This window comes from Pantoea allii (assembly GCF_002307475.1).
GTDB lineage: Bacteria > Pseudomonadota > Gammaproteobacteria > Enterobacterales > Enterobacteriaceae > Pantoea > Pantoea allii.
Window position 1 is genome coordinate 408,095 of sequence record NZ_NTMH01000003.1, and the last position, 26,801, is coordinate 434,895.

25 protein-coding genes are annotated in these 26,801 nt (G+C 52.9%); 13 read left to right on the top strand and 12 right to left on the bottom strand.

Annotation, left to right across the window (positions count from 1 at the left end; all coding sequences use genetic code 11):
- Positions 1–90 precede the first annotated feature (90 nt).
- Positions 91–1,086, top strand: a complete 996-nt coding sequence (gene add, locus CMR03_RS02735; protein ID WP_096010688.1) for an adenosine deaminase — start codon at positions 91–93, stop codon at positions 1,084–1,086.
- 77 nt (positions 1,087–1,163) lie between these two features.
- On the opposite strand, the gene CMR03_RS02740 is transcribed toward add, so the two are convergent.
- From CMR03_RS02740 to CMR03_RS02760, 5 genes are all read right to left on the bottom strand, one after another.
- Entirely contained in the window at positions 1,164–2,204 is a 1,041-nt protein-coding gene (locus CMR03_RS02740) for an oxidoreductase (RefSeq protein WP_063879514.1), read from the bottom strand.
- A gap of 78 nt (positions 2,205–2,282) precedes the next feature.
- Positions 2,283–3,200, bottom strand: coding sequence for an arabinose operon transcriptional regulator AraC (gene araC, locus CMR03_RS02745; protein ID WP_063879513.1), 918 nt, complete (start codon positions 3,198–3,200; stop codon positions 2,283–2,285).
- A 72-nt stretch (positions 3,201–3,272) separates the two neighbouring features.
- Positions 3,273–4,259, bottom strand: a complete 987-nt coding sequence (gene araH / locus CMR03_RS02750) for an L-arabinose ABC transporter permease AraH (protein WP_063879512.1) — start codon at positions 4,257–4,259, stop codon at positions 3,273–3,275.
- 12 nt (positions 4,260–4,271) lie between these two features.
- Positions 4,272–5,792, bottom strand: coding sequence for an L-arabinose ABC transporter ATP-binding protein AraG (gene araG, locus CMR03_RS02755; protein ID WP_096010689.1), 1,521 nt, complete (start codon positions 5,790–5,792; stop codon positions 4,272–4,274).
- 140 nt (positions 5,793–5,932) lie between these two features.
- Positions 5,933–6,916: an arabinose ABC transporter substrate-binding protein gene (locus CMR03_RS02760; RefSeq protein WP_063879511.1), complete on the bottom strand. Its 984-nt coding sequence runs from the start codon at positions 6,914–6,916 to the stop codon at positions 5,933–5,935.
- Positions 6,917–7,281: 365 nt separating this feature from the next.
- On the opposite strand from CMR03_RS02760, the gene CMR03_RS02765 reads away from it, so the two are divergent.
- Both CMR03_RS02765 and araA read left to right on the top strand, forming a co-directional pair.
- Positions 7,282–8,967 (top strand): ribulokinase, encoded by a 1,686-nt coding sequence (locus tag CMR03_RS02765; RefSeq protein ID WP_063879510.1) that lies wholly within the window; start codon positions 7,282–7,284, stop codon positions 8,965–8,967.
- Between the two features lie 11 nt (positions 8,968–8,978).
- Complete coding sequence (gene araA / locus CMR03_RS02770) at positions 8,979–10,469, top strand: L-arabinose isomerase (protein ID WP_096010690.1); 1,491 nt, start codon at positions 8,979–8,981, stop codon at positions 10,467–10,469.
- A 57-nt stretch (positions 10,470–10,526) separates the two neighbouring features.
- Here the strand turns inward: araA and CMR03_RS02775 are convergent, their stop codons facing one another.
- The 4 genes from CMR03_RS02775 to CMR03_RS02790 form a co-directional block, all read right to left on the bottom strand.
- Positions 10,527–10,955: a VOC family protein gene (locus CMR03_RS02775; protein ID WP_096010691.1), complete on the bottom strand. Its 429-nt coding sequence runs from the start codon at positions 10,953–10,955 to the stop codon at positions 10,527–10,529.
- A 215-nt stretch (positions 10,956–11,170) separates the two neighbouring features.
- A complete protein-coding gene (locus CMR03_RS02780) occupies positions 11,171–11,554 on the bottom strand; it encodes a hypothetical protein (protein WP_128604270.1) in 384 nt (127 codons plus the stop codon).
- Between the two features lie 191 nt (positions 11,555–11,745).
- Positions 11,746–12,489 carry an HD domain-containing protein gene (locus tag CMR03_RS02785; protein WP_096010693.1) on the bottom strand — a complete coding sequence of 248 codons (744 nt, stop codon included), beginning with the start codon at positions 12,487–12,489 and terminating at the stop codon, positions 11,746–11,748.
- A 28-nt stretch (positions 12,490–12,517) separates the two neighbouring features.
- The gene (locus CMR03_RS02790) at positions 12,518–13,222 is read right to left on the bottom strand and encodes a DJ-1/PfpI family protein (RefSeq protein WP_096010694.1); all 705 of its coding nucleotides are present in this window, start codon (positions 13,220–13,222) and stop codon (positions 12,518–12,520) included.
- A gap of 91 nt (positions 13,223–13,313) precedes the next feature.
- On the opposite strand from CMR03_RS02790, the gene CMR03_RS02795 reads away from it, so the two are divergent.
- Positions 13,314–14,240, top strand: coding sequence for a GlxA family transcriptional regulator (locus CMR03_RS02795; RefSeq protein WP_096010695.1), 927 nt, complete (start codon positions 13,314–13,316; stop codon positions 14,238–14,240).
- A 77-nt stretch (positions 14,241–14,317) separates the two neighbouring features.
- Here the strand turns inward: CMR03_RS02795 and CMR03_RS02800 are convergent, their stop codons facing one another.
- A complete protein-coding gene (locus CMR03_RS02800) occupies positions 14,318–15,313 on the bottom strand; it encodes a LacI family DNA-binding transcriptional regulator (protein WP_096010696.1) in 996 nt (331 codons plus the stop codon).
- Positions 15,314–15,576: 263 nt separating this feature from the next.
- Between CMR03_RS02800 and CMR03_RS02805 the strand changes: the two genes are divergently transcribed.
- From CMR03_RS02805 to CMR03_RS02835, 7 genes are all read left to right on the top strand, one after another.
- Positions 15,577–16,815, top strand: a complete 1,239-nt coding sequence (locus CMR03_RS02805) for an MFS transporter (RefSeq protein ID WP_063879504.1) — start codon at positions 15,577–15,579, stop codon at positions 16,813–16,815.
- 19 nt (positions 16,816–16,834) lie between these two features.
- The gene (locus CMR03_RS02810; RefSeq protein WP_096010697.1) at positions 16,835–18,271 is read left to right on the top strand and encodes a glycoside hydrolase family 32 protein; all 1,437 of its coding nucleotides are present in this window, start codon (positions 16,835–16,837) and stop codon (positions 18,269–18,271) included.
- Positions 18,272–18,365: 94 nt separating this feature from the next.
- Positions 18,366–19,652, top strand: coding sequence for an OmpG porin family protein (locus CMR03_RS02815; protein ID WP_096010698.1), 1,287 nt, complete (start codon positions 18,366–18,368; stop codon positions 19,650–19,652).
- 14 nt (positions 19,653–19,666) lie between these two features.
- Entirely contained in the window at positions 19,667–21,160 is a 1,494-nt protein-coding gene (locus tag CMR03_RS02820; RefSeq protein WP_096010699.1) for a glycoside hydrolase family 32 protein, read from the top strand.
- Positions 21,161–21,172: 12 nt separating this feature from the next.
- Positions 21,173–22,186, top strand: a complete 1,014-nt coding sequence (locus CMR03_RS02825; RefSeq protein WP_096010700.1) for an OmpG porin family protein — start codon at positions 21,173–21,175, stop codon at positions 22,184–22,186.
- A gap of 123 nt (positions 22,187–22,309) precedes the next feature.
- Positions 22,310–22,915, top strand: a complete 606-nt coding sequence (locus tag CMR03_RS02830) for a class I SAM-dependent DNA methyltransferase (RefSeq protein WP_063879499.1) — start codon at positions 22,310–22,312, stop codon at positions 22,913–22,915.
- A gap of 232 nt (positions 22,916–23,147) precedes the next feature.
- Positions 23,148–23,846, top strand: coding sequence for an RluA family pseudouridine synthase (locus CMR03_RS02835; RefSeq protein ID WP_096010702.1), 699 nt, complete (start codon positions 23,148–23,150; stop codon positions 23,844–23,846).
- A gap of 77 nt (positions 23,847–23,923) precedes the next feature.
- On the opposite strand, the gene CMR03_RS02840 is transcribed toward CMR03_RS02835, so the two are convergent.
- Positions 23,924–24,859, bottom strand: coding sequence for an alpha/beta fold hydrolase (locus CMR03_RS02840; RefSeq protein WP_096010703.1), 936 nt, complete (start codon positions 24,857–24,859; stop codon positions 23,924–23,926).
- Between the two features lie 97 nt (positions 24,860–24,956).
- On the opposite strand from CMR03_RS02840, the gene CMR03_RS02845 reads away from it, so the two are divergent.
- Both CMR03_RS02845 and CMR03_RS02850 read left to right on the top strand, forming a co-directional pair.
- Positions 24,957–25,547, top strand: a complete 591-nt coding sequence (locus CMR03_RS02845; protein WP_096010704.1) for a CGNR zinc finger domain-containing protein — start codon at positions 24,957–24,959, stop codon at positions 25,545–25,547.
- A 2-nt stretch (positions 25,548–25,549) separates the two neighbouring features.
- Positions 25,550–25,732 carry a hypothetical protein gene (locus CMR03_RS02850; protein ID WP_063879495.1) on the top strand — a complete coding sequence of 61 codons (183 nt, stop codon included), beginning with the start codon at positions 25,550–25,552 and terminating at the stop codon, positions 25,730–25,732.
- Between the two features lie 9 nt (positions 25,733–25,741).
- On the opposite strand, the gene CMR03_RS02855 is transcribed toward CMR03_RS02850, so the two are convergent.
- Complete coding sequence (locus CMR03_RS02855) at positions 25,742–26,281, bottom strand: DUF2058 domain-containing protein (RefSeq protein WP_063879494.1); 540 nt, start codon at positions 26,279–26,281, stop codon at positions 25,742–25,744.
- Between the last annotated feature and the right edge of the window lie 520 nt (positions 26,282–26,801).

Here is a 26,801-nt window from a genome sequence, read left to right on the forward strand (position 1 = left end):
GACTCACTTGTTGCGCAAATCGCTGGCGTTGTTGCGCAAGATATTTTTATAATGTTCTGCACTTTACAGATACCCGGACGAGTGCACTCCATGATTGATTCAACGCTTCCCCTTACTGATATTCATCGCCACCTTGATGGCAACATCCGTGCACAAACCATTCTTGATTTAGGCCGTCAGTTTAACCTGACCTTGCCAGCCACTACGCTTGAAGCCCTGCGTCCGCATGTGCAGGTTACGGAAACACAGCCGGATCTGGTGAGCTTTCTGCAAAAGCTGGATTGGGGCGTAAAAGTGCTGGGCGATCTTGATGCCTGCCAGCGCGTGGCCCGCGAAAACGTGGAGGATGCCGCCAGAGCAGGTATCCATTACACCGAGCTGCGTTTTTCGCCAGGCTATATGGCGATGACGCATAATCTGCCGATTGCAGGTGTGGTTGAAGCCGTCATTGACGGCATAAAAGCCGGATGCCAGCAGCATGATATCGACGTGCGTTTAACGGGCATCATGAGCCGCACGTTTGGTGAGCAGGCCTGCCTGGACGAACTCAATGGTTTACTGGCTTTTCGCGATCACATCACCGCCGTCGATTTAGCCGGTGATGAACTGGGCGCGCCGGGTAATCAGTTCCTGCGTCACTTTGCCCGCGCGCGGGATGCCGGTTTCCGCATTACCGTGCATGCCGGTGAAGCGGCAGGTCCGGAAAGCATCTGGCAGGCCATTCGCGAGTTAGGCGCTGAACGTATCGGTCATGGCGTAAAAGCGATTGAAGACCGCGCGCTGATGGATTTTCTGGCGGAAAACGCCATCGGTATCGAATCCTGCCTGACCTCAAATATCCAAACCAGTACCGTTACCTCACTGGCACAACATCCGCTTAAAGTGTTCCTGGAGCATGGCGTTCTCGCCACGATTAACACCGACGATCCTGCAGTACAGGGCATTGAGCTGGAACATGAATATCGACATGCTGCACCTGCTGCGGGACTGAGTCAGGCGCAGATGCGCCAGGCTCAGGAAAACGGTCTTACGATTGCCTTCCTGAGTGAAGCTGAAAAAGCGGCTACTCGGGCGAAGCTGCAATAAAAAATGCAGAAATAAAAAGTGCAGTAAACAGAAAGGCCGCTGAATCAGCGGCCTTTTTAAAGGTTTTCACTCTCTGACTATTTCAGAGACAGGGTCTGGCGTTTCTCGGCTGACTGCAGCCCCCGTTCGATCAGCTCCATCACCTGAATCGCCTCTTCAGCCGTCACCGGATTGGGCCCACGTCCGTTGATGGCATCACGAACGCCGGCATAATAAGCCGGATAGTTGCCCGGCTGGGTCAGACAGCTTTTCTCGGTCATGGTGTCACCGTCAACCTGCGTCAGTGTGCCATCGCGCATGTCGTAGCCCCACGCTTCGCTGGGCGGAAAATCGCCGGCCTTCAGACGATCTTCCTGCGGGTCAAGGCCATATTTAACGTAGCTGCCCCGCGTACCGTGAACGGTATAACGCGGGGACTCTGCCGCCACTAACATGCTGGCGTGGAGCACCACACGGCGCTGCGGATAGGTTAACGTGGCGTGGAAATAGTCGGTGGTCTGTGCACCGGGGCGCAGTTCAGCCAGATCCAGATTGATAGCCACCGGTGGACCAAACAGCTGTAGCGCCTGATCCAACAGATGCGGCCCCAAATCGTACCAGATACCGCTGCCTGGCCCTTTCATTTCACGCCAGCGCTGACGTACCTCAAGGCGGAAGCGGTCAAAGTGCGACTCAAAATAGCGCACTTCGCCCAGCTCGCCGTCCGCTAACAGGGCTTTCAACGTCAGGAAATCACTGTCCCAGCGGCGGTTATGAAACACGGACAGCAACAGCCCTTTGGCTTTCGCCAACGCATCCAGCTCATGTGCTTGTGACAACGTCACGGTAAAGGGTTTATCCACGACCACATGTTTACCCGCATTCAGCGCCGCTTTGGCCAGAGGGAAGTGAGTATCATTGGGTGTGGGGATAACAATCAGTTGTAGGCTGGGATCGTCCAACAGCGCCTGAGGATCGGCCACCACCTTCACGGATGGCCAGTCGGCATTGACTTTGTTGGCATCGCTGCTGGAGATGGCTGCCAGTTCAACATCCGGCGTGCCCGCAATCAGCGGAGCATGAAATGTTTTACTGGCAAAGCCATATCCAATGAGTCCAACTCGCAGTTTCTCGCTCATTCCTTTTCCTCTTTATTCGCTAACCAGACTGATTTAAGACTAATAGTCTCGTCAGGACAAGGAGGATTCCCCTTAAAATCAGGAGACTGTGCTGCGGGCTGCGGTCCAGGCGCTCTGACTGGCTAAATTATCGTGCACATCCTGATTACGTCGGCGGAAATCACTTGGGCTAACGCCGACGCGTTTACGGAAGACTCGCGAAAAATAAAGCTGATCGTCGTAGCCCACTTCGCGACCAATGCTGGCGATGGGTTCCTGGGTGGTTTGCAGCAACAGTTTTGCTCTTATCACCCGCTGATCTTCGCGCCAGCGAAGCAGGTTGACGCCCATCTGCTCGCGGAACAGGTGCGCCAGCCGTGAAGGCGATAAACACACGTGACGAGCCACTTCTTCAATCTTCACCTCGCTGGCGAGATGATTATTGACGTACTGGCAGGCTTCAATGATGCGCGGATCGCGAATTTGCTGATGATTACGCGGATCTTCTTCCACCGCGCGCAGCAACAGACGTTCCAGCAGATTCATCGCCAGCTCTTCGGCAAAGCGGCGCGAGGAGTTATGGGTTTGTTCAATGGTGGCAAACAGGCGATCAAACTCGCCACGCAGCGATTCGGGTAACCGCAGGCGTCCAACGCCTTCCTGTTCATCCTGCCAGCGCAGCCAGTCATGCCAGTAAGCGCGCGGACGGAAATAGACCCAACGATGAAACCACTGCGGGCTGTCGGGTGCACGACCGTAATAATGGGCGGTTTTAGGCTGGAACAACAGCATTTCGCCAGGTTCACAATCAAAGGCTTTTTCGCCGTCAAATACCCGGCCTTTGCCTTTAATGGTCAGGTTAAGAATATAGCCCTTCATGCCGTGTGGGCGATCAATAAAGAAATCCAGCGGACCATCCGCGGTAATAGGCGTTAAACCCGCCACCAGCCAGGCATTAAACGAATATCCAGGCAGCAAAGGGTTTTGCTGCTCTGCCGGTAATTCACGGTGATACATAACGTCCTCACTTCGTCGTTGATTGATCACGCGCGGACGCCTTTCGCGTCCGCGGGAAGGTTTCACGCCAAATCAGACTTTATTCTTTTGTTTGTAGCGATCGAATATCACCGCTGCCAACAGTATCAAACCACGTACAACATACTGTGAGAATGGCGAGATATTTAATAAATTCATCGCATTCTCGACGGTGCCAAGAATAAGCACCCCGGCCACGACGTATGAAATCTTGCCGATGCCGCCCTTAAGGGACACGCCGCCCAGCACGCAGGCGGAAATCACCACCAGTTCATAACCGATGGAGGTCATGGGCTGGCCGCTGGTCATACGTGAGGCAAGAATGATGCCCGCAGCAGCCGAGACCAAACCTGACAGGATAAAAATAATGATGCGGGTTCGCACCACCGGTACGCCAGCCAGACGAGCGGCTTCTTCATTACCACCGATGGCCAACGTATTACGACCAAAGGTGGTTTTGTTCAGCAGGAAGGCGAAAATCACCATGGTGGCCAGGGTGATCCAGATTGGCGCAGGCACGCCCAGCCAGTTAGCGAAGCCCAGAACAAAGAAACGCTCGTCTTCGATGCCTACTGCTTTACCATCCGAGAAGATATAAGCCAGGCCGCGCACAATCTGCATGGTCGCCAATGTGGTAATCAGGGCGTTGATCTTCAGCCGTGCAATCACAAAACCATTGATAAAGCCGGTTGCCATGCCCAGTACCAGCCCGGCACCGACGCCGATCCACAGGCTTTCGGTCATGTTGATGACCACGGCGGTCACCACGCCTGCACAGGCGATAACCGAGGCGACCGACAGGTCAAAATCACCCGAGGCCAGGCAGAACAGCATACCGCAGGCGACCATGCCGGACATCGACATGGCCAACCCCAAGCCTTTCATATTGATAAAAGAGCCGAAGTTAGGCACAAAAACAGCACAGGCAATAAACAGCAGTGCAAAGACCACCAACATGCCGAAATTGTCCCAGATGCGACCAAGATGCAGACCACGGCGTGGTGCTGCTGGCGGCGTATTAGATGTCGTGGATGAAGTCACGGTACTCTCCTGTCAGGCCACGGCGGCCGCTTGTGTCGTTTTAGGCATAGCCAGGCTCAGCGTCTGCTGCTCCGTAGCCTCGTCATGCAGTATTTCTCCGGCGATAGCGCCTTCACGCATCACAACAATGCGGTCGGCAAGGCCCATCACTTCCGGAAGATCGCTGGAGGCAAACAGCACCGCAATGCCTTTGTTTGCCAGTTCATAAATCAGGTTATAAATCTCGTGCTTGGCCCCAACATCGATGCCGCGCGTTGGCTCATCAAGCAGGATCACTTTCATCTCCTCTGACAGCCAGCGCCCCAGAATGGCTTTTTGCTGGTTGCCTCCAGAGAGGTTCATGATCAGCTGATCGGCACTTGGGGTTTTAATATTGAGCGAGCGGATATGGCGGTCAGCATTGGTAGCTTCCCAGCCGTTTTTGATCAGGCACCCGGCGGTCAGGTTGTGGCGGCGTGCGCTGATATTGATATTGTCGCGGACCGAATGCACCGGAATAATGCCCTCGGCTTTGCGGTCTTCCGGGCACAACATCACTCCCGCACGAATCGCATCGATCGGTGCGCCGATCTTAAGCGGCTCACCATCCAGCAATACGCGCCCACCGCGCAGTCGCGTCGCCCCGAACAGCCCTTTTAGCAGTTCGCTGCGCCCTGCGCCGACCAGGCCAAACAAGCCGACAATTTCGCCCGCATGGACATTAAGCGAAATCGGCGTTCTGACGCCCTTCGCTTCAACATTTTGCAGCTCCAGCCGCACGGCCCCTTTTTCACGCGGGGAGTAACCATAAATATCGCCCAGGTTACGTCCCACCATCGCCTGAACCAGATCGTCGTGATGCGTGTTTGCCATGTCCGTAAAGGTACGAACATAACGACCATCTTTAAACACGGTGATGGCGTCGCTGAGGGCAAAAATCTCTTCCATACGATGCGAAACATAAAGCACAACGCGCCCTTCCGCCCGCAGTTGACGGATGACGCGAAACAGATTGTCGATTTCCCGCGCGGACAGTGAACTGGTGGGCTCATCAAAGGCGATGATGCGCGCATTACGTGCCAGCGCTTTGGCAATTTCCACCATCTGCCACTGCCCCAGAGACAGATACTTCAGCGGCATGTCTGGATCGACATCCATGCCTAAATTTTTGAGTTGCAGGCCCGCTTCATAACGCAGCAGTTTTCGGTTTACCAACCCGCGCTTATGTGGCAACTGACCCAGATAGATGTTCTCTGCCACGCTCATTTCGGGGACTAAATGCAGTTCCTGGTAGATAATTGCAACACCCGCGTCCAGCGCGTCGGTGGTGTGCTGAAAATTGACCGGCTTTCCTTTGATGCGAATTTCGCCGCCGCTTGGCAGATAGCTGCCGCTGAGGATTTTAAGCAGTGTCGATTTACCGGCACCGTTCTCCCCCATCAGCGCATGCACCTGACCACCGTGGCACTCAAAAGAGATATCCTGTAACGCTTTCACGCCGGGAAAGGTTTTACTGATGCCATGAAACGACAGAAAGGCTGAATCAGTGTTCATGGTTTCTCCAATAAATAACGTTGATGAGTCGGGCCACCGGCAGTTTAGGGTTTGTCCTGTTACCCATTGCAGTCACGTGGGAAACCCCTGCGTTCTCTGTGGCCCGATTACTTTACCTGTGCTGCCTGAGCAGCCTGTTGTTACATCAACCCTTTCTTCGCCAGCTCGGCTTTGAAGTTATCGCGGGTGATTAACACCACGTCGGTGACTTCGGTAAATTTCGGTGGTTCCTGACCTTTGCTCACCCAGTTGTAGAGCATCTGGCTGCTCTTATAACCGTGGATATCCGGGCTTGGCAGCAGAGAACCGTAGAAGCCAGTAGCGTTAGCTTTTGACAGTTCACTCACCGCATCCACACCGTTAATGCCGATACCGATGACGTCAGCGGCCTTAAAGCCCTGACCTTCTGTTGCGCGCACGCCGCCCAGCACGGTGTTATCGTTCATGCCGACAATCAGCCAGTGTTTCACTTCAGGATGCTGTACCAGCAGGGAGTTACCGGCATCGAATGCGCCGGGGATGTCATTAGACTTGGTTGGCACCTGATAGATCTGTTTTGCCGGGAATCCCGCGGCTTTCAACGCATCCATCGAACCACCGGTGCGGCGACGGGCGGTATCCAGCTCGTTGGCGGTAATCGCCATCACAGCCGTATCTTTCGCGTCCCAGCCGCGTTTTTGCATTTCTTTATACAGTTCCTGACCCTGACGCTCACCGATCTTGGTCGCCGCCATCATGACTAATGGTACGGTATCCATTGGCTTGCCTTTGGCGTTAACAAACTGGTCATCCACTGCAATCACTTTCAGACCATAGCCGCGCGCCTTGGCCATAATGGCCGAGCCCAGTTTTGGGTCCGGTGTACAGATAACAAAACCTTTCGCGCCACTTGCCGCAAGGCTGTCGATGGCATTCAGGGTTTTTTCACCATCCGGAACGGCGATTTTAATCACGTCAAAGCCCAGATCTTTACCGGCCTTATCAGCGAACTTCCATTCTGTCTGGAACCACGGCTCCTCCGGTTGCTTGACCAGGAAACCCAGCTTCATGGTTTCGGCGATAGCTGATTGTGACATAACCGCTGCCAGCCCAATGGCTGCCAACGCTTTAGTGAATTTATGCATGATGCTCTCCGGCGCTAGTTGTTTTATCGCTGTTAAAAACGAATTGGTGTAAACGTTACCAGTTAACTTTCTTTTTTGGGTACAGAAGTAAATCAGGACGTTAGCGCGAGCCGCGATGGGAGCCTGCTTAAACGTTGGCCTATTTTTAGCGGGAATGGAGAAGAAAAATGTAGAGCGGTATCACATCTTAAAATCACGACAGAATGATCCATACATTTAGCAAATTCAACCGTCTATTAACTTTTGCAATGGATCACAATTTCACTGCTCATGGCAGAAAAGTGCATATTCTCAGCCAGCCATGACTAACCGTTATTTCTTACACATCACAGGATAAGGAGGTTTATTCATAACAGGAGATTCAAATGCGTACTGAAGCCATCACCCTGGGACTGGACTTTGGTAGTGATTCGGTGCGTGCGCTGGCGGTGGATTGTCACTCTGGTCAGGAGCTGCAAAGTGCCGTGGCAAACTATGCACGCTGGCAGCAAGGACTTTACAGCGATCCTCACAGCAACCGCTTCCGCCACCATCCACAAGATTATATCGACGCCATGGAGCAGGCGATGCTCGGCGTATTAAATGCGCTGAGTGAAACGCAACGTGCGGCCGTCGTCGGCATCGGCGTTGACAGCACCGGCTCCACCCCGGCCCCTATCGATCGTGACGGCAACGTACTGGCTCTGCGGCCTGAGTTTGCTGAAAACCCGAATGCAATGTTTGTGCTGTGGAAAGATCACACGGCAATAGAAGAAGCCGAAGAAATCAACCAGCTTTGTCACAGTGGCCGCTTTACCGACTACAGCCGATATATTGGCGGGATTTACTCTTCTGAATGGTTCTGGGCAAAAATCCTTCACGTTACCCGCAACGATGCTGCGGTGCGCGAGGCCGCCGTGTCCTGGGTTGAACTGTGCGACTGGGTACCGGCGCTGCTTAGCGATACCGTCGCCCCTGATAAACTGCGGCGTGGGCGCTGCGCGGCAGGACACAAAGCCCTGTGGCACGGTGACTGGAACGGGTTGCCCGATGTTGAATTCCTCAATGCGCTGGACCCCAGTCTGACCCAACAGCTGGATTCGCCGCTGTTTAAAGAGACCTGGACGGCGGAGTTGCCGGTGGGCACCCTGAGTGCCGAATGGTCACAGCGCCTGGGTTTATCACAGCAGGTCACCATTTCGGGCGGTGCGTTTGACTGTCACATGGGCGCAGTGGGCGCAGGCGCACGGCCTTATACGCTGGTCAAAGTGATTGGTACCTCCACCTGCGACATTCTGATTGCTGACACCGAAAAAGTCGGCGATCGCGCCATTAAAGGCATATGCGGCCAGGTCGATGGCAGCGTGGTGCCTGGCGCAATAGGTCTGGAAGCCGGTCAGTCGGCATTTGGCGATATTTATGCCTGGTTCAGCCGTCTGCTGGGCTGGCCATTACAGCAGGCGGCGCAGCAACATCCTGAACTCAAGCCGCAGCTGGCGGAGATGCAAAAGTCGCTGATCAAAAACCTGACTGACGCCTGGGCCGCTAATCCTCAGTTGGATCACCTGCCGGTGGTGCTGGACTGGTTCAATGGCCGCCGCACACCCAACGCCAATCAGCGTCTTAAAGGCGTGATTACCGATCTTAATCTCGGCACCGACGCGCCGGCCCTGTTTGGTGGCCTGATTGCAGCGACCGCCTTTGGCGCTCGCGCCATCATGGAGTGCTTCGAGCAACAGGCTATTCCGGTTGAGAACATTTTGACCCTGGGCGGTATTGCCCGTAAATCCCCCGCCATCATGCAGGCCTGCTGCGACGTGATGAACCGTCCGCTGGATATCGTCGCCTCGGATGAATGCTGTGCGCTGGGTGCGGCGATCTTCGCTGCCGTGGCCGCCGGTGTTCACCGCGACGTCGAGCAGGCACAGAAAGTGATGGCCAGCCCGATTGACGTCACGCTGCAGCCCGATCCGCAGCGCGTCGCGCGCTATCAGGAACTTTATCAACGCTATCAACAATGGTGCGTGACGGCAGAACCTCATTATGCCGCACGTTCCGCTTCCGCTAAGTAAAGGAGTGGTTTATGCAACAGTTCAACGTGTGGTTTGTCATTGGTACACAGCACCTCTACGGAGCGGAAACGTTACGTCAGGTTGAGCAGAATGCCCGTCAGGTGGTGGAAGGTTTAAATCAGGCGGGACTGCCTGTGCGCCTGGAACTGAAACCGCTGGTGAAATCGCCTGATGAAGCGCTGTCGCTGTGCCGCGACGCCAGTCACGATCAAAACTGTGTGGGTATTATTACCTGGCTGCATACTTTTTCGCCGGCCAAAATGTGGATCGGCGGTTTAAACGTATTAACGAAACCGTTATTGCAGTTTCATACACAGTTCAATGCTGAAATCCCGTGGGACAGCATGGACATGGACTTCATGAACCTGAACCAGACGGCCCACGGCGGCCGTGAGTTTGGCTTTATTGGCGCACGTATGGGCCTGCAACACAGCGTGGTGACCGGTCACTGGCAGGATAAACACAGCCAGCAGCGCGTTGCCAACTGGATGCGTGCCGCACTGGCTAAGCAGGCCAGTCAGAACCTGAAAGTGGCCCGTTTCGGCGATAACATGCGTGAAGTGGCCGTCACGGAAGGCGATAAAGTCGCCGCGCAAATCACGTTTGGCTATGCCGTCAACGGCTGGGGCGTGGGGGATTTGGTCGAGGTGATTAACAGCGTCAGCGATGGTGATGTTAACGCGCTGGTCGATGAGTACGAAAGCCACTACCGCTTTACTCCTGTGGCCGCCGTCGGCGGAGAAAAGCGTCAACATGTTCTGGATGCTGCACGCATTGAGCTGGGCCTGAAGCGTTTTCTGGACGATGAAGGCTGTAAGGCGTTTACCACCAACTTCCAGACGCTCCATGGGATGACCCAGTTACCCGGTCTGGCGGTACAGCGCTTAATGGGCCAGGGTTATGGTTTTGCGGGCGAAGGCGACTGGAAAACGGCTGCCCTGCTGCGCATTTTCAAAGTGCTGGCGGGCGACCGTCCCGGCGGAACCTCCTTTATGGAGGATTACACCTACCACTTCTCACCGGGTAACGATTTAGTTCTGGGCTCACACATGCTGGAAGTGTGCCCGTCCATCGCGCTGGAAGAGAAACCGCTGATTGACGTTCAGTTCCTGGGCATTGGCGACAAAGCCGATCCGGCGCGCATGATCTTCTCGACACCCGCAGGCCGCGCGATCAACGCCAGCGTGATTGATATGGGTGACCGCTTCCGTCTGTTGGTCAACGTGGTGGATGCCATTGAACAGCCTAAACCGCTGCCAAAACTGCCCGTCGCCCGTGCGCTGTGGAAGGCTCAACCGTCACTGGCAACCGCCTCTGAAGCCTGGATTCTGGCCGGCGGCGCGCATCATACCGTGTTCAGTCAGGCATTGAGCCTGGATGATATGTATCTGTACGGTGAGATGCACGGCATTGAAGTGCTGGTTATAGACGAACATACCCGGCTGCCTGCTTTCAAAGATGCCCTGCGCTGGAACGATGCGTACTACCATATGAAACGTTAAGATTGCTGAGACGTTGCGAACGGGTCAGATTGCTGGCCCGTTTTCATGGTTCACCGGTTACTCCATAAATTCAAGCGTCTGCCCGTCAGGACTCATCACGTATATCACTCTGGTTCCCTTTAACGGGCCGGCAGCGATGGTCTGGGGTTGGCCCGGCGTCTTCCAGCCATGCAGTGAGACACGCTCCAGCAGTGCATCCAGATGTTCAACCCTGAAAGCCAGATGTGCATAGCCCGGCGCATAGGGAGGCGACGATTCATCCGCCACCGCAATATTGTCATATTGCAGGAGTTCTATTTTCATGCCTGCCAGCTCAACCAGTGCCATTTGCACATCCGCGCCTCGCGCTCCCGTTACCTCATCAATTATCGCGCCGGACATGTTCCCTTCACGTAACAGTGTGCCGCCCAGCACCGCTGTCCAGAAGTGCAAGGACTGCTTGATGTTTCTCACTGAAAACCCGACATGATCGTAACTTTTTATCATCTGATATAGCCTTTGCGTTGAGGAATCGAGCTTTTTAAGAATGTATCATTAGCTTCATCGGCATAAATCACAGGGCGTGCTTTGCCGGAGTCGATATAAAACCCAGGCAGCATAACCGTGACCGAAATAACAGAACGCCCGGACTGCTGATCCCGCTCGATCCAGCCACAGAAGCCAGAATAATCATTCAGTCTGGCGTTGTCGTGAGGTGATGGCTATTTGGCAACAAGCCCGGCAGGTAAACGATTATCGGGACAATAGCGGTAAGTGACTGCGCCCTGACCTTGTCTGAAGGTAAACCGGTGATGATTTATCATCGTCAGGGTAAACGTATCGCTGACGTCAGGGCCAGCCCCCACACCGGCATCAATGCAACGCTGAGTGACAACATAGTTGCGGCCCTGAGCAGACTGGATATTCAGCTTGCAGGCGTGGGTATGCGCACTATTCAGTCCCACCCCGTCATAGTGTTTTATCCCGGCGTTCGCGGGATCACGACACGATTGTGATGTATCGACATAAATGCCCTTTTGCAGCGCTAACACACCCTCCGCACAGGCCGGGGCGATAAACAGGACGGTCACTGAGGCTAAAATCATTTTTAAGCTGCTGACTTGCGCTCGCCCCTGAAAAATCTGTAATGGTTTTTTTTGCATCATCATCCTGCCGCTCCCTTTTCTGCCAGGTGATGCATTATCTGTTAAACATAAGACGATGGCCGGCATGCGTTCTGGACAGTAAATCCGGCGTTAAATGACCGGTTATCGTTCATACGACTGCGCGTTAAATTCTAGTGGTTAAAAGGATAAGCAGGCTTTTTATCGCAATAATTTAGCGGATGATAATCTTTGACCCTGCGTATGCCGATATCGTTTTCAAACGTCAGGTAGGCTGTGTGCGGTTTTTTCGTCAGCACATTCGCCACAAGTTCGATAAAATGCGCTTTGTTGCCCTCTTGAGGATAGCGTTCGAAGATTTCCTCAAAAAATGACAGGGGGAACATGTCTGCGTTCATCCCTCCATCCATAAATGCCCCTAAATGTACCAGCGCGATTTCAGGTCTTTTACGTACGGGGATTTCCATACTGGCATGAAGCGCGATTGCATCCCAAATCACCTCTGCTTTGGTTTCTGAAAACCCGTTTTCAATCAGATAATGGTGGGCCGCATCCGCCCCATCCAGTTCAAATCGCGCCTCTTTGATGTAGTTATCTGTTAACCCTAAATCGTGCATGATGCAGCCAAGATACAGCATCTCTTCATCAAAAACTTTTCCCAGCTTTTTCCCAATTGATGCGCCGAAAAGATAGGTTCTGACAACATGATTAAACAACGGCACTGATGAGCTGGCGGCCACCAGCGCGGTGGCGCCATCGGCGATGGCGCTATGCGGGATGGTAATTCCCGCAATGCTGGCCGGCAGTATCGCTTTCCCCTTTGTTAACGCTATTGCTGGCATCGCCTTGCCTGCGGCGTTAACTATCGAAGCACACATTACGCAACAGCATGAATAAAGAAACTCTCTGCGTTTCATATCCGTCTTTCCTGAATAAAGTCTATCGTTAACCCCGGTGTGCCGACGCAGGCGCCAGTTTTTGGGCGGCCTTCTCAATGAGAGGTTTTTTCGCGTTAATCATTTCGGCTGAGCGCGCCATCACGTCCTTTCTGACAGCGGCGGGGGCCGTTTCCAGTCGACCGGCGTTGAAAGGGGGCGCTGGCACATATTCGAGTCCGAGCTGCGCTTTCATCGCCGTTTCTTCTCCGCAAAGTTCGGCAATGAGGGTCAGGGCAAAATCAATTCCAGCGGTTACGCCTCCGCCGGTAATGATGTTTCCATCCCTGACCACGCGCCCCGCATCAGGTATGGCACCGAACAGCGGCAGTTGGTCACGCCATGCCCAGTGACTGGCTGCCCGCTTGCCCACCAGCAAACCTGCCGCCCCCAAAATGATCGAGCCAGAGCAGACCGAGGTTATATACGTCGCGGATGATGCGAGTTTCTTTATTGCCGCCATATAGACGTCGTCCTCAAGGGCATTGGTGCAGCCACTGCCCCCCGGGACGCACAGCACGTCACATTTCACAATCTGCATCAGGTCTTTCAACTCAGCGAAACAGATCCCGTCAGCATGGACAGGTCTTCCGCCGACAGAGGCAAGGATGGGCGTAAACTGCGGCGTACGAGAGAAGAACTGATAGGGCCCGGTAAAATCCAGTTGCGTCACACCGTCATAGAGGGGAATGAGTACGTCAAAATGTCCGGTCATGATTTTTACCTTAATCAATGAAGTTTTCAGGACACAAACTAGCATCTGGCGTAATATCCTAAATGACATTAATCGTTCAATTTAGGACATCATGAAAATCTGCTTTTACATTTTTGACGATTTTCAACTGCTCGATCTGAGTGGCCCACTGGCCGCTTTTCAGATGGTGTCCTTTACTGAGCACCCTTTCCCCTACACGCTCAAGGTCTGCTCTTTTCAGGGCGGAATGATAAAATGTACCGCGGGATTTGCGCTTGAATCTGAGCGCCTCGATCCTCAACAAGCCTACGATTTACTGCTGGTTGTCGGCGGAAAAGGTGCCCGAAGGATTAAAGGATCGACGCCCGAGGGCGAAGCGATCAAGACGGCCTGCCTGAACAGCAAACAATTTGGCAGCATCTGCACCGGCGCGTTCGTCCTGGCCTCGCTGGGGCTGCTGGCGTGCAAAAATGCCACGACGCACTGGAAGCAAAAACGTGCTTTTGCTCAGCAATATCCTGATGTCCAGCTGTCGATTGATAGCCTGTTTGTGCGTGATGGCAACGTCTGGACGTCGGCAGGCATCATCAGCGGAATCGATCTTGCGCTGGCCATTATCGAAGACCATCTTGGCGGGGATATTTCCCGAAAGGTCGCGCAGGAACTGGTTGTGGCTCAGCGCCGGGCGGGCGGTCAGACACAATTTTCGCCACTGTTACTGTCTGAGCCTGAGTCATCCAACATTCGCAGCGTGCTGAATTATATTCATACGCACCTGGATGCAGACCTGTCTGTGACTCGCCTGGCCGAGATAGCCTGCCTCAGCCCCAGGCAGTTCAGCCGCAAATTCACCGCTGAAACCGGTGAAACGGTGGCGAGAGTGGTCGAGCGGATTCGGGTAGATGCTGCAAAAGGGATGCTGGAAAACGGGGTGGGCAATGTTGAAAAAGTCGCCAGGCTCTGCGGTTTTGGCAGTACCGGACGAATGAGGCGGGCATTTTTAAAATACTGGGATAAATCTTCCCAGGCCTTTAAATAACACCGGCCTTCTTTCGGGCAGCGCGACATCAGCCCTGCCCGTCGTTGTTCGGGCTTATCCTGGCTGACAAGGCATTTTTAAAATGACTGACGTGACAGCAACGGACTGTCGACCAGCACGCTATTGCGGTGGCTATACCCGTTAATAATATGCAACGTACTCAGGCGACCAATTTCGTAATGCGGCAACTGCACCGTCGACAAAGGCGGCAAAAACAGATTACCGATGCCAACAAGATTATCGTAACCCAGCACCGCAATATCCTGTGGGATACGTATTCCCTGCCCCAGCAACGTCTGATAAACCATAAACGCAATGCGGTCATTGCCACATATCACGGCATCGAACTGCGGCTGACCCTGATGAATATGTGCCATCAGCATGTCCGGAATATCACGGTAGTGCTCGTCACCATATTGCATATAACAATGATCAAGATTATCGGGGTTAATATTGGCTTCACGACAGGCCTGATCCAACCCCTTACGGCGGCGGCGCGTCGCCAGATGGTTGATCGGTAAATGCAGACAGAGCGGTCGGCGGTATCCTGCCGCGAGCAGTGACTGCACTGCGTGATACTGGCCTTGTTCGTCGTCAGGGATATAGCTGGCCACCGGCTCCCCTTTATTCTCACAATTCGCCAGCACGCAGGGATGCGTCAGTAGCTTGGGTGGCACGCTGACTTCGCGCAGTCCCATGGTCGTAAAGATGATGCCGCCAGGCCGGTGCGCAAGAAGCAGATCGACAATATCATCGGGGTTATCATCTGAAAACATGTTCACCACGAAGCTGTTCCAGCCATACGCGCGCGCGGTTTCCTCAATGGACAGCGTGATCTCGACAGAAAAAGGCGTGGTGACCGTATCCAGCGCAAGCACACCAATCGTTTTGTTTTTGGCACCGACACGCCGAACCTGCCTGGCAGAAAGATCCGGCACATAGTTAAGCTGTAATATTGCCGCCTGCACCCTGGCAAGGGTTTCTGCCTTCACACGGTCAGGGTCATTCAGCACCCGCGATACCGTCATTAACGATACATTAGCCAGTCTGGCCACATCTTTTAAAGACGCCATACCTCTCCATTAAGCCTGCCCACGATTCCGGCCTGGTTTTCATGCATCCCGCTATTAACGGATGCTGTGCCACTACCCATGCCCTTACCACAGCGTAAATCTCAGAAATATGCAAACCCGAATCAAAAAGTTGATCGAGGTCTCAACACATCGATGTTAACGTTAACTTTTGTGATTAACATCGACTATTGCACTCAAACGCAGTGTACACCACAAATGTTAACGTTACCATTCTGGCATATCCTTCTTATGAGATTATGTAGATGAAAAAACGGCCTTCCCGCAGCTATTTGCTACTCAGCGCACTGCTGTTCTTTTTCTTTATGACCTGGTCCTCTTCCAGTTCACTTCTCTCCATTTGGCTTCACCAGGAAGTCGGCCTTAAGGCGTCGCAAACCGGCATCATCTATTCGGTCTTATCCGTATCGGCCCTCTTTGCCCAGGTTTGTTATGGTTTTATTCAGGACCGACTGGGTCTGCGCAAACATCTGCTGTGGTTTATTACCGCCCTGCTGATTCTCTCTGGCCCTGCTTACCTGCTGTTTAGCTATTTGCTGAGTGTGAATATTCTGTTGGGTAGCCTGTTCGGTGGTGTGTTTATTGGCCTGACCTTTAACGGCGGTATCGGTGTGCTGGAATCCTATACCGAACGCGTTGCCCGTCAGAGCAGCTTCGAGTTTGGCCGGGCCAGGATGTGGGGCTCCCTCGGTTGGGCTATCGCCACGTTTTTTGCCGGGCTGCTGTTTAATATCAACCCCAATCTTAATTTCCTGGTGGCATCATGCTCCGGACTGGTTTTCTTCTGCCTGCTGGCGCGTTTGAAAGTGGCGGCCCCGGCAAGTATGGAGAAACTCGAAATCGGGGCTAAAAAAGTCTCGCTTGCCGATGCCTTTCGCCTGCTTACCCTGCCGCACTTTTGGGCGCTGATCTTTTTCGTGGTCGGCACCTGTATTTATGGCGTGTACGATCAGCAATTCCCGGTTTATTTCTCTTCTCAGTTTCCGACGTTAAAAGAAGGGAACGCCATGTTTGGCTATTTAAACTCCGTCCAGGTCTTTCTGGAGGCAGCAGGCATGTTTTGTGCGCCCTGGCTGGTTAACCGGATTGGCGCTAAAAACGGTTTGATATTCGCCGGTATGGTGATGGCGCTGCGCATGGTGGCATCAGGCCTGGTGGTAGGTCCGCTGCTGATTTCCATCACCAAACTGCTTCACGCTGTTGAACTCCCTATCCTGTTGGTCGCCATTTTTAAATATAACAGTCTGAATTTCGATAAGCGTCTGTCCTCCACGATCTATCTGGTGGGCTTCGCCTGTACCAGCTCAATTATTGGCACCGTGTTATCGCCGCTGGCGGGCTTTAGCTATGAGCGGTTTGGCTTCGCCCAGTCCTATCTGATTATGGGCATCATGGTGTTCTGCACGACCTTTATTTCCATTTTCCTTTTGCGCTCAACTAAGTCCTCCTCTGAGCCATCCTTGTTACAGCAAAACGCTGTGTAATTTATTGAGAGTAAACACAATGACATCTTTATTAAAACAGGCTGAACAGGCACTTGAAACCTCGCAATCCGGGATTAATCCACGCTGGTATCCACGTTATCACCTTGCCGCTCGCGCAGGCTGGATGAACGACCCTAACGGCCTGGTCTGGTTTGAAGGCTGGTATCACGCGTTCTACCAGCATCACCCCTACTCCACAAAATGGGGACCGATGCACTGGGGGCACGCCCGCAGTCAAGATTTGGTGCACTGGGAGCATCTGCCGGTTGCGCTGGCACCGGAAGGCCCGGCAGACAAAGACGGCTGCTTCTCAGGCTCTGCCGTGGTGGACGGCGACACGCTGGCATTGATTTATACAGGCCATAAATTTCACGGACCCGCCGACACGGATGACAACCTCTATCAGGTTCAGTGCCTGGCAACCAGTCACGACGGTATCCACTTTGAACGCCAGGGTTGCGTGATCGATACCCCGCCAGGCCTGCATCATTTCCGCGATCCCAAGGTATGGCGCGAAGGTGAGTTCTGGTACATGGTTGTCGGCTCCCGCGTCGAGGACACAGGTCAGGTGCGCCTGTATCGCTCCGCCGATCTGCGTGAATGGCACGACGAAGGTGTTTTTGCCGAGGCGGCAGACGGAATGGGCTTTATGTGGGAGTGCCCGGACTTCTTTTCCCTGGGCAATCGACGCGTCCTGATGTTCTCCCCGCAGGGGATCGCAGCGACAGGTTATCACCATCGCAATCTGTTTCAGAGCGGCTATCTGCTCGGCGAATGGCAACCCGGTGAAGCCTTCACCCATGATGGACAATTCATTGAGCTGGACCATGGTCACGATTTTTATGCGCCGCAAAGCTTCCTGACCCCGGATGGTCGCCGCATTGTCATCGGCTGGCTGGATATGTGGGAATCACCGATGCCCGAACAGCAGGACGGTTGGGCCGGGATGCTTTCTCTGCCGCGTGAGTTAAGCCTGGGCGATGATGACCGTGTGCGGATGAAACCCGCGGCCGAGGTCGCCGCCCTGCGTGGCGGTTATTATGCGGTCCCGGTGCGCGAGCTGAACAATCAAACCCTGTCTATCGGGGAACATGCCGAGGCGGTTGAAGTGCGGCTGGAATGGGATCTCAACGCGTCCTCGGCGGAGCAATATGGTCTTGCGTTAGGCGACGGGCTGCGAATTTACGTCGACAATCAGGCCCAACGGCTAATTGTAGAGCGTCGTTACCCGGAATTTTTGCTTGAGGGCACACGCAGCATTTCCCTGCCAGCTGACAAGCGACTGTCGCTGCAAATTTTCATTGACCGTTCCTCTGTGGAAGTGTTTGTCAATGCGGGCACCGCCTGCCTGAGTAGCCGAATTTACCCTCGGCCTGACAAGCGCGATTTAACGTTGTTTGCCCATAACGGCGTCGCCGCCTTAGAAGACGCTGGGTACTGGTCTCTGGACAGATAATTCCGTCCCGATCCGTAACGCCTCTTAGTTGCTGATTTTTTATTTCTGTCAGTCTCTGACTGGCTGCTCTCGCCTGAAATAATGAGACAGAAAAATGGATGAAATATTAACGCCGTTCCACCGGGTTAGTGTGATGAATAGAAAAAATAGGATTTCGGGAAAAGAAACACTGGCATTGATGCTGTCATTAGCGGCCTTTCCTGCTGCAGCCGAAAACACACCGGACCCGTCAAATGTTTATACCGGGAACTATCAAAGTTATTTTTATGATGAAACGGATAATCACCCTATCCGCACGGCGCCTGCTAAAAAGGAACCTGCGCCGCCGGTCAGCCACGTTTCCTCCTCGCCGGTTACGGTGGACAGGACAGCCGAACATGCCGCATCACCCGTGCCGGCGACCTTATCCCCTGCAGGCGAAAATAACATAACCGACCCTGAACTCAGCAGTAAGGTGGCTATGCCAGCAGATGTCAGCCTGCTGCGTTTAAGACAGGAAGATCCGCCGGTTCACTGGAACAGTATCGGCCGCAATATGGAGGCTGGCGGCTTACACGGCAACATTGGCACACAGATCGAAATTGATGATGTTCGCTGGCGTGATAAGAGTAAAAACAGCGGAAAGTTTAAGCTCGCAACCATACAGGCTTTTTTAAGGCATGATGAGTTACCAAACTGGTACTTTGGTTTCTGGAATGCCCGGGAAGACAGCTATAAAGGCCAGTTTAGCAATCAGAAATACGATGCCACCAATACGATTAATGAGTTTTTTGTTGGCCATATCTTTGAAACCTGGCGAGGTAATATAGGCACAGAAGCCATGATCGGTTCCGAAACGGCCACGAAACGCTGGAAGAATCGTTTTAAAGTCTGGCAAGACCTGCGACTCAGTAATAAATGGAGTCTTGCCGGTTATGCTTATGGCGAATATCAGCCCCAGGGCAATGAACCGGGAAATGGCGATCTTGAACAATATATTTTTGAAACTGAGCCGGCTATTCAATATCGCGTGAATCCGGATATGGGATTGTATTTACGGCCTTATTATTACTATAACCGTCAGGTACGTGAAAACTGGGGTGACATTGTTGAAGTGGAATGGAAAGTAACGGCCGGGCTTTGGCGAAACTGGTATCCGCTTTTAACCTCGCTGTATGTGGGCTTCGGTCAGGACAAAACCGAGAACGCCAGTAACGCCAACGAAGTTTTTTATAACGGCCGCTATAAATTTATCGGCGGCACCCTCAGCTATCCGGTGTTTGGTGAAGTCAGACTCTATGGTGAATTCAGAGCAGAATTTACGAAAGAAGACGGGCTCTGGACATATAAAGGTCACTCATGGAATCCCTTTACCGTGGTTGGCGTGAATTATAACTTCTGATATTCAGGTGCAGCATGAAAAAATTAACGTTAGCGACATTCGTCGCACTGCTGACGCTTTCCGTTGGAAATACGCCAGTTTATTCACAACCCTCTAAAGAAACATTACAAAATAAAAGCATTACGCGAATTAATGGCTTTTTTCCGCGAGTGGAAGGCTCATTTATTGGCGATCCCATGCCGGTGTATAACAATGGCGAATTTGATATTTTTTATCTTAATGATGTCCGTGGCGGCAGTGACTTAGGCGTGCACGCGATTCATCTGCTGTCGAGTGCCAACTTATATGATTATCAGAACCACTCTGAAGTGATTCCCTACGTCAATAACGTTGACGACCCGGAATTGCTGTTGGGAACCGGATCGTTCATTAAAGTCGGCGACACCTGGCATGCCTGGTATACCGCCCACAATGAAAACGTGTTTCCGGTGGAGTCCATTATGCACGCCACCAGTAAAGATCGTCTTCACTGGGTTAAACATCCCAATGACACCCTTCTGCCGGGCAATAAGTATCGCGGTAATGACTTCCGCGATCCTCACGTTGTCTGGATTGAAGAAAAAAAAGAATACTGGATGTTAATTACCACGCGTAGCAACGGCCGAGGGGTTATTGCCCGTTACCGTTCAACCGATTTAACAAACTGGGAAGACAGCGGTATCTTTTTCGATAATGACACTATCACCACGAACGCCAATCTCGAATGTCCGACACTGGTGTTCTTCAACGGGCGTTGGTATCTCAGCTTTAGCGATCAGTGGCCGCTGCGTCTGACACAGTACCGTGTCGCGGATAATCCGGAAGGGCCGTGGCGAAAAACGGATAATTATGTGGTCGATGGTTCAGGTTTTTACGCGGGAAAACTGGTACGCAAAAACGATCGCTTATTCGTTTTCGGTTGGATACCCACCAAAGCAGGAAACCGTGACAGCGGCAATATTGACTGGGCAGGGAATCTGGTTGTTCACGAGTTAATCGCGGAGCCTCAGGGCCAGCTCAAGAGTGTTATTCCGCAGGAATTGCAGACCGCCATCGACGCGAATCCAGGTCCGGTTACCACGCTGACAGAAAGTAAAACGCTAAAAACGACCACACAGTTCGCATCGCTACAGTCCTCTGTGTATCCGCCCCTGCCTAAACGCGCGGTGCTGACTGCCACCGTGGATATTCCCTCTGCCGGCATGGTTATGAGCTTTGGCCTTACTGACGACAGCATCAGTAAGGCCGGGCTGAACGTGGTGTTCAATAAGAGCAAAGGGAAAGTTTATTTTTTTAACTCTCCGCTGACCTCAATTCATCAAGACAATGCGGAATCCTGGGTAGATGTTCCGCTTGATGAAAAAATTGAGTTGCGCGTCCTGATACAAAACTCAATTGCTGTTTTTTACATCAACAATAAGGCGGCATTCAGTACCCGGATGTATTCCATGGAGGGTAAACCCTGGAGCATCAGCCTGCCTCAAAACGATCATTTTCACGCGACGTTGAAAATAAAAAAAATGATTTAATGGGATCGTATTATGAAAAAACATCATGCCCTGAGTATTATTTTTGCCCTGCTGTGTCCAACCCTGACCCATGCGAGCATGAGCGTCATGAAGGATTTATCAGGCACCGTTATTGCGGTCGATCCGTGGTCCTATCTGGATGAGGATATTATGTGGACCTCTGCCCGCTCATCAAACCCAGCCGGCGGTCGCGTTCATGGCCAGTTAAAAATGAAATATGCGATTGAGGATAACAACTGGCGTAACAGCCATTTTCATAACGGCAATGACTCACTCACCTTTGTGCAGGGCGTAATGCGTCATGATGCATTACCCGGCTGGTATCTGGCCTTTTCTGAAGGGCGAACCACCAATTATAACGGTACCTGGGAAGACCAGACTTACCTCAGCCAGAATCAGTGGACTCAACTTATTGTCGGCCACGAATATTTCTACAAACGTCTGCGCTACGGCTGGGATGTGATGGGTGGAAGTTCGTCTGTAGAGGACCGCTGGCAGGGGCGCGTCAAATTCTTTACCGATTTACGTTTAACAGACCGCCTCTCATTTTTTAATTATCTTTATCAGCAAATCGATCACCGCCGCAGTGGCGGTTCACAAAATGATCGTGATGTACGTTCATTCCAGATTGAGCCGGGTGTGCAATATATCATCAACAACACAACGGGCATCTGGTTTCGCCAGCAATTCGCCTCGGGAATTTTAGACAGAGAACAATGGGGCGATATAGACGAAAAAAGCTGGACCACATCCGTAGGCGTCTGGCATAACTGGGGAAAACTCTCTACAACCCTCAGCGGGGGATATGGACATTATAAGAAAAATAATGCCCAACCTGAGGATGGTGAAATATTCCAGAACACCCGCAGTCGGTTCCTGAAAGTGTCGATGAATTATCCGCTGACTACGCGCTTTACTGTTTCTGGCGAAGTCACGGGGGCATTGAAAAATCAGAGTGGCAGTTGGGTCACTCAAGGCGATGCGATCACTACCCGTTACACGTTGATGCTGGATTATAATTTTTAAACAGGGGCGTAAATCATTCGCGGTGTAAGGGAACGGATCGTGTTATTCGACACAGCCGGACTTACGCCGCGAACCTGATCACGATAGTGATAATGATGATAACTCTGAGGTTACGGAGAGATGATGGATAATGAGGCGTTCAGGTCAGTAATATCATTGTATGAAAGAAACGCTGCCGCATTTGCAAAACTGCGCGCCACCAACCTGTCAGAAAAACCCTGGCTGGACAGATTCCTACATCATGTTCGTCCCAACGGACATATTCTGGATCTGGGATGTGGCAATGGAACGCCGATTGCCGGGTATCTGCTGAGCCGTGGGTTCCGTGTGACAGGCATTGACAGCTCGCCTTCAATGATTGCCCGCTGCAAAGAAACCTTTCCTGAACACACCTGGCAAGTGGCGGATATGCGGGAGCTGCAGTTGGGACATCGTTTCGATGGTATTCTTGCCTGGGACAGTTTTTTTCATCTTACCCGTGCCGATCAGCGGCAGATGTTTGCCATTTTTTCTGCGCATGCCAGTAAGGGCACCGCACTGATGTTTAACGCTGGCCCGGCGGACGGCGAAGCCATAGGTGAATTTCAGGGTGAGCCGCTTTATCATTCCAGCCTGTCGCCGCTTGAATACGCGTCACTCCTGCAGCAGTACGATTTCCATATTGTGCATCATGTTGTCGAGGATCAGCAGTGCAATGGCCGGACATTATGGCTCGCAGCTAAAGATTAATCCTCCCGTTGCCACCCACAACAGCCCTTACTCGTCGCATTCTCGCCAGCATCGTGTGTGAGTCTGCGCCAGCAGGCTGATTTTCTGCCTGCAACGCTGCCGTCTTGTCAGCAAGGGCCTCATTAATCGCATTGATATAAGCCTGTGGCTGTCGGGTTCTGTAACCGGCCCCATTCGCCTGACCGTTAATAATTCGCTATCATCCCTCCCTGCTCACTCCTCAGGCTTACTGATGTCTACGATCGTTGATACTTTTATTGCTCCGCCGTGCCACGAGGCGATAAGCATTCTCTATGAGGATGACCATCTGGTGCTGATCGACAAGCCCAGTGGGCTACTGAGCCTGTCGGGTAAAAACCCTCAAAACCTGGACTCGGTACATCATCGCCTGGTGCAACTGTTTCCTGGCTGCACACTGGTTCACCGGCTGGATTTTGGTACCTCGGGGCTGATGGTCGTGGCGCGAAATAAAACCATTAACGCCGCGCTTTGCCAGCAATTCAGCGCGCGCGCCGTCACCAAGCAATACAGCGCGCTGCTGTGCGGTCATGTAACGGATGAGCAAGGTGTGATTGATGCCCCAATTGCCAAAGATGCGGCCCGCTTTCCACGGATGTCGATTTGCCCGCGCCATGGCAAACCAGCCCGGTCTGGTTACCAGGTTACTGAACGTTTATATCAGAAACGGGATGACGCCACGGCCCTTCCCCTGACCCGGGTGACGCTGACCCCGGAAACCGGACGCACGCATCAGCTACGTATTCACTGCCAGCTGTTGGGTCATCCGATTCTGGGCTGTGATCTCTATGGCGGTCTTGATCTGCCGGGTACGCAGCAGACGCCGCGGCTCATGCTTCATGCCAGTGAACTGCACTTTGTCCATCCCGTCAATGGCACGCCGTTTCACGCCCGCTGCCCCAGCCCGTTTTAACGCACGTTAATCACACCGCTGGCCCGGCCGCCATGCACTGCGCGGCACCGGCTCTTCACATCGCACCGGATATCGGTTTATTTCAGCCGTAAGTTGTCCAGGAAGTCTGCGATCACGCTCGCAATCACCTGGCCGTGCGTTTCGAGCGCGAAGTGTCCGGTATCAAAGAAACGAATGTCCGCCGCAGGCAGATCCCGTTTCCACGCACGCGCGCCAGCAGGCAGGAAGAAGGGATCGTTCTTTCCCCACACCGCTAACAATGGCGGCTGATACTGGCGGAAGTAGTTCTGGAACACCGGATACATGGCAACATTTGACGCGTAATCCAGCAGCAGATCGAGTTGAATGTCCGCGTTACCCGGCCGCAGAATTTGCAGCCCTTCAAGCGTGTAACCATCGGGTGAGACACGACTTTTATCCGGCACGCCCTCAAGATATTGCCATTTAATGGAGGCGGGTGTTGGGAAGTCTTGCAGCGCATTGCGGTTCTCCTGAGTCGGTTCCTGCCAGTAACGCTGAATCGGTTTCCAGCCCTCTCCCAGCCCTTCCTCGTAGGCGTTACCGTTCTGAGAAATAATGGCCGTGATCCGCTCCGGATGACTGACGGCAAGCCGCCAGCCGACAGGTGCGCCGTAGTCGTGCACCATCAGTGCATAGTTATTCAGCCTGAGCTGCTGTGTTAACTGTTCGATAGTGATCGCCAGTTGATCGAAGGTGTAAGCGTACGCGTCCCGCGTGGGCGCTTCGGTAAACCCGAATGCAGGCAGGTCGGGAGCGATCACGTGATAGCGCCCAGCCAGTTGTGGAATCAGGTCTCTGAACATAAATGATGACCCCGCGAAGCCATGCAGTAACAGTATTGTTGGCCTGCTGGGATCGCCCGCTTCGCGATAAAACACATTGACGTCGCCGACCTGCTCGTAGCGGTATCTTACGCCATCCAGTTGCTGTGCATCGTTAACGTCGTGCGTACGCAAACTGTCTGTCGTCGTAATGGATTTTGAAGCCGCCATGATGTTTCCTTATAATGTAACCGTTAAATTTGTTATTTGAAGGTTACGATCTTATTTGATAACCTGTAAAATATGTTTTTAACAGTTACAGGCAGCTATGAATCCTGATCTCAACACCCACGACTTCCTTTTCCTGGCGGATAACCTCGCACTGGACTTTATCAATAGTGAATACGGCGTGGACGAGCAGCGACATGACGGTTTCAGCGACGATCGACGCGTGATGCTCTGGCTGGAGATGGCAGGGATCTGGCCGGATGGTGCGCCTTTACAGGCACCTGATGGGCTGTTACATGAAGCGCGGGCGCTGCGCCATAGTGCACGTGCATTAGTCGATGCTGCGATGAATGGCTTATCTGCGGACCTGACTGTTCTTAACAGGCTCTATAAGGACGGGCGCCCGACGGAGCGACTGGCGTGGGATGATGACGCGCAGCGATACCAGATCGCGATTAGCCACGAGGAGATAAGCACAGCCACCCTGCTTTGGCCCGTGGTCAACGCACTGGTCGAGCTTGTTGTCAGTGACAGCTTTATGTACGTGCGTCAGTGTGAAGCACATGACTGTATCCTGCTTTTCCATGACCTTAGTAAATCGCACCGCCGCCGCTGGTGCAGCATGGCGACCTGTGGCAATCGCATGAAAGTCGCGGCGTTTCGATCCCGAAAGCGATCGGATCAGGCTTGATTATGTATCCCGGCTCGCCTGAGGATGCCGGGACGATGTTATCGATGCTCAATACCGATAAATGCGCGGTCAACCTGGCCCAGGGTAATGCGCCCTGCCGCCGCCGTCCGAGCGGCAAACGGCGCGAGCCCTGCGGCGAGAGTGCACAGCACTTTGCTGCAAGGCTTAGCGGTTATCCCGCCTGATTGCAGTCATTACCACATCAGATCATCGGGTACTTTGAAATCAGCATAAGGATCGTCTTCATCCTGCGCTTCCTGACTCAGCGCACTGTTTAAGACGATACTGTTCGCATCACGTTGGGCAATTTTATCGGCAACGCTCGCGGGGATAATGGCGTAATGACTCTCTTCGCTGTTGTCTGCCTGCAAACGCGCAATCGCCAGACGGCCACTAATAAGCTGTGACTGGGTCAGCTTATCGACCATTATCTTTTTAATCAGATTATTATCGGTGAAGTTAAAACCAATATTGCCTTTAGAAATGTCGATTTTATTCATTTCGATCAGCTGCTTCACCTGCGCCTTATATTCTTTTGAAAGCGCGGCCTGCCGGTGTTGTTCATTGAGCTGTTTGTCGCGTTCAAGCTGGGCTTTTTTGTTTTCTTCCACAGCTTCGCGCGCCTCGCGGGCCTGAACACGCGATTTTTTGGCCGTTCTCTGGACCTTGTCCATTTTCTTACTGGTGACCAATCCCGCTTTTAACAGCTGCTCTTGTAAGGTGAGTTTTGCCATCTTCGTCTCTGAATCTGATAAGGAATGGGCGGGATTATACCTGAGGCGGTGTCAGATTGCAGACGCTGATGTGGTGCGCGCTTAAGATCGGAGAGTCAGTTTTACATGTGTAGCGGGTTACTGCGATTCTCCTGGTGTGAAGGGTGTCGTTGTCGATGCCACCGGCGATGTTGTGATAGTGAGCGAGGTTCCTGCAGTTCACACTATCCGGGCTACGGGTTTATCAAACAGGCTGTGATCTTCTGCGCCCCTTGTGCTTATCCCGCCACATGTCATTTTATCGGCCTGCGTCAGGTAACGTCCTCAGTTGATAAAGGATTTCTTTGTGAATGCGTTCTGCCCTGATTATCCGTAAAGCACCCGCCAGCCAGGAGCATGTTATCCCCTCCCTTCATCGTCACTGCTCTCAACGTCTGCCGTCTGCGCCATCACCGCACTGTCGACACTGAATATCTGATCCGGCAGCGTGAACCCCCGCAGTTCCAGCAGCGCCAGCGGACCTTTTCCGAGTTGTGAGCGC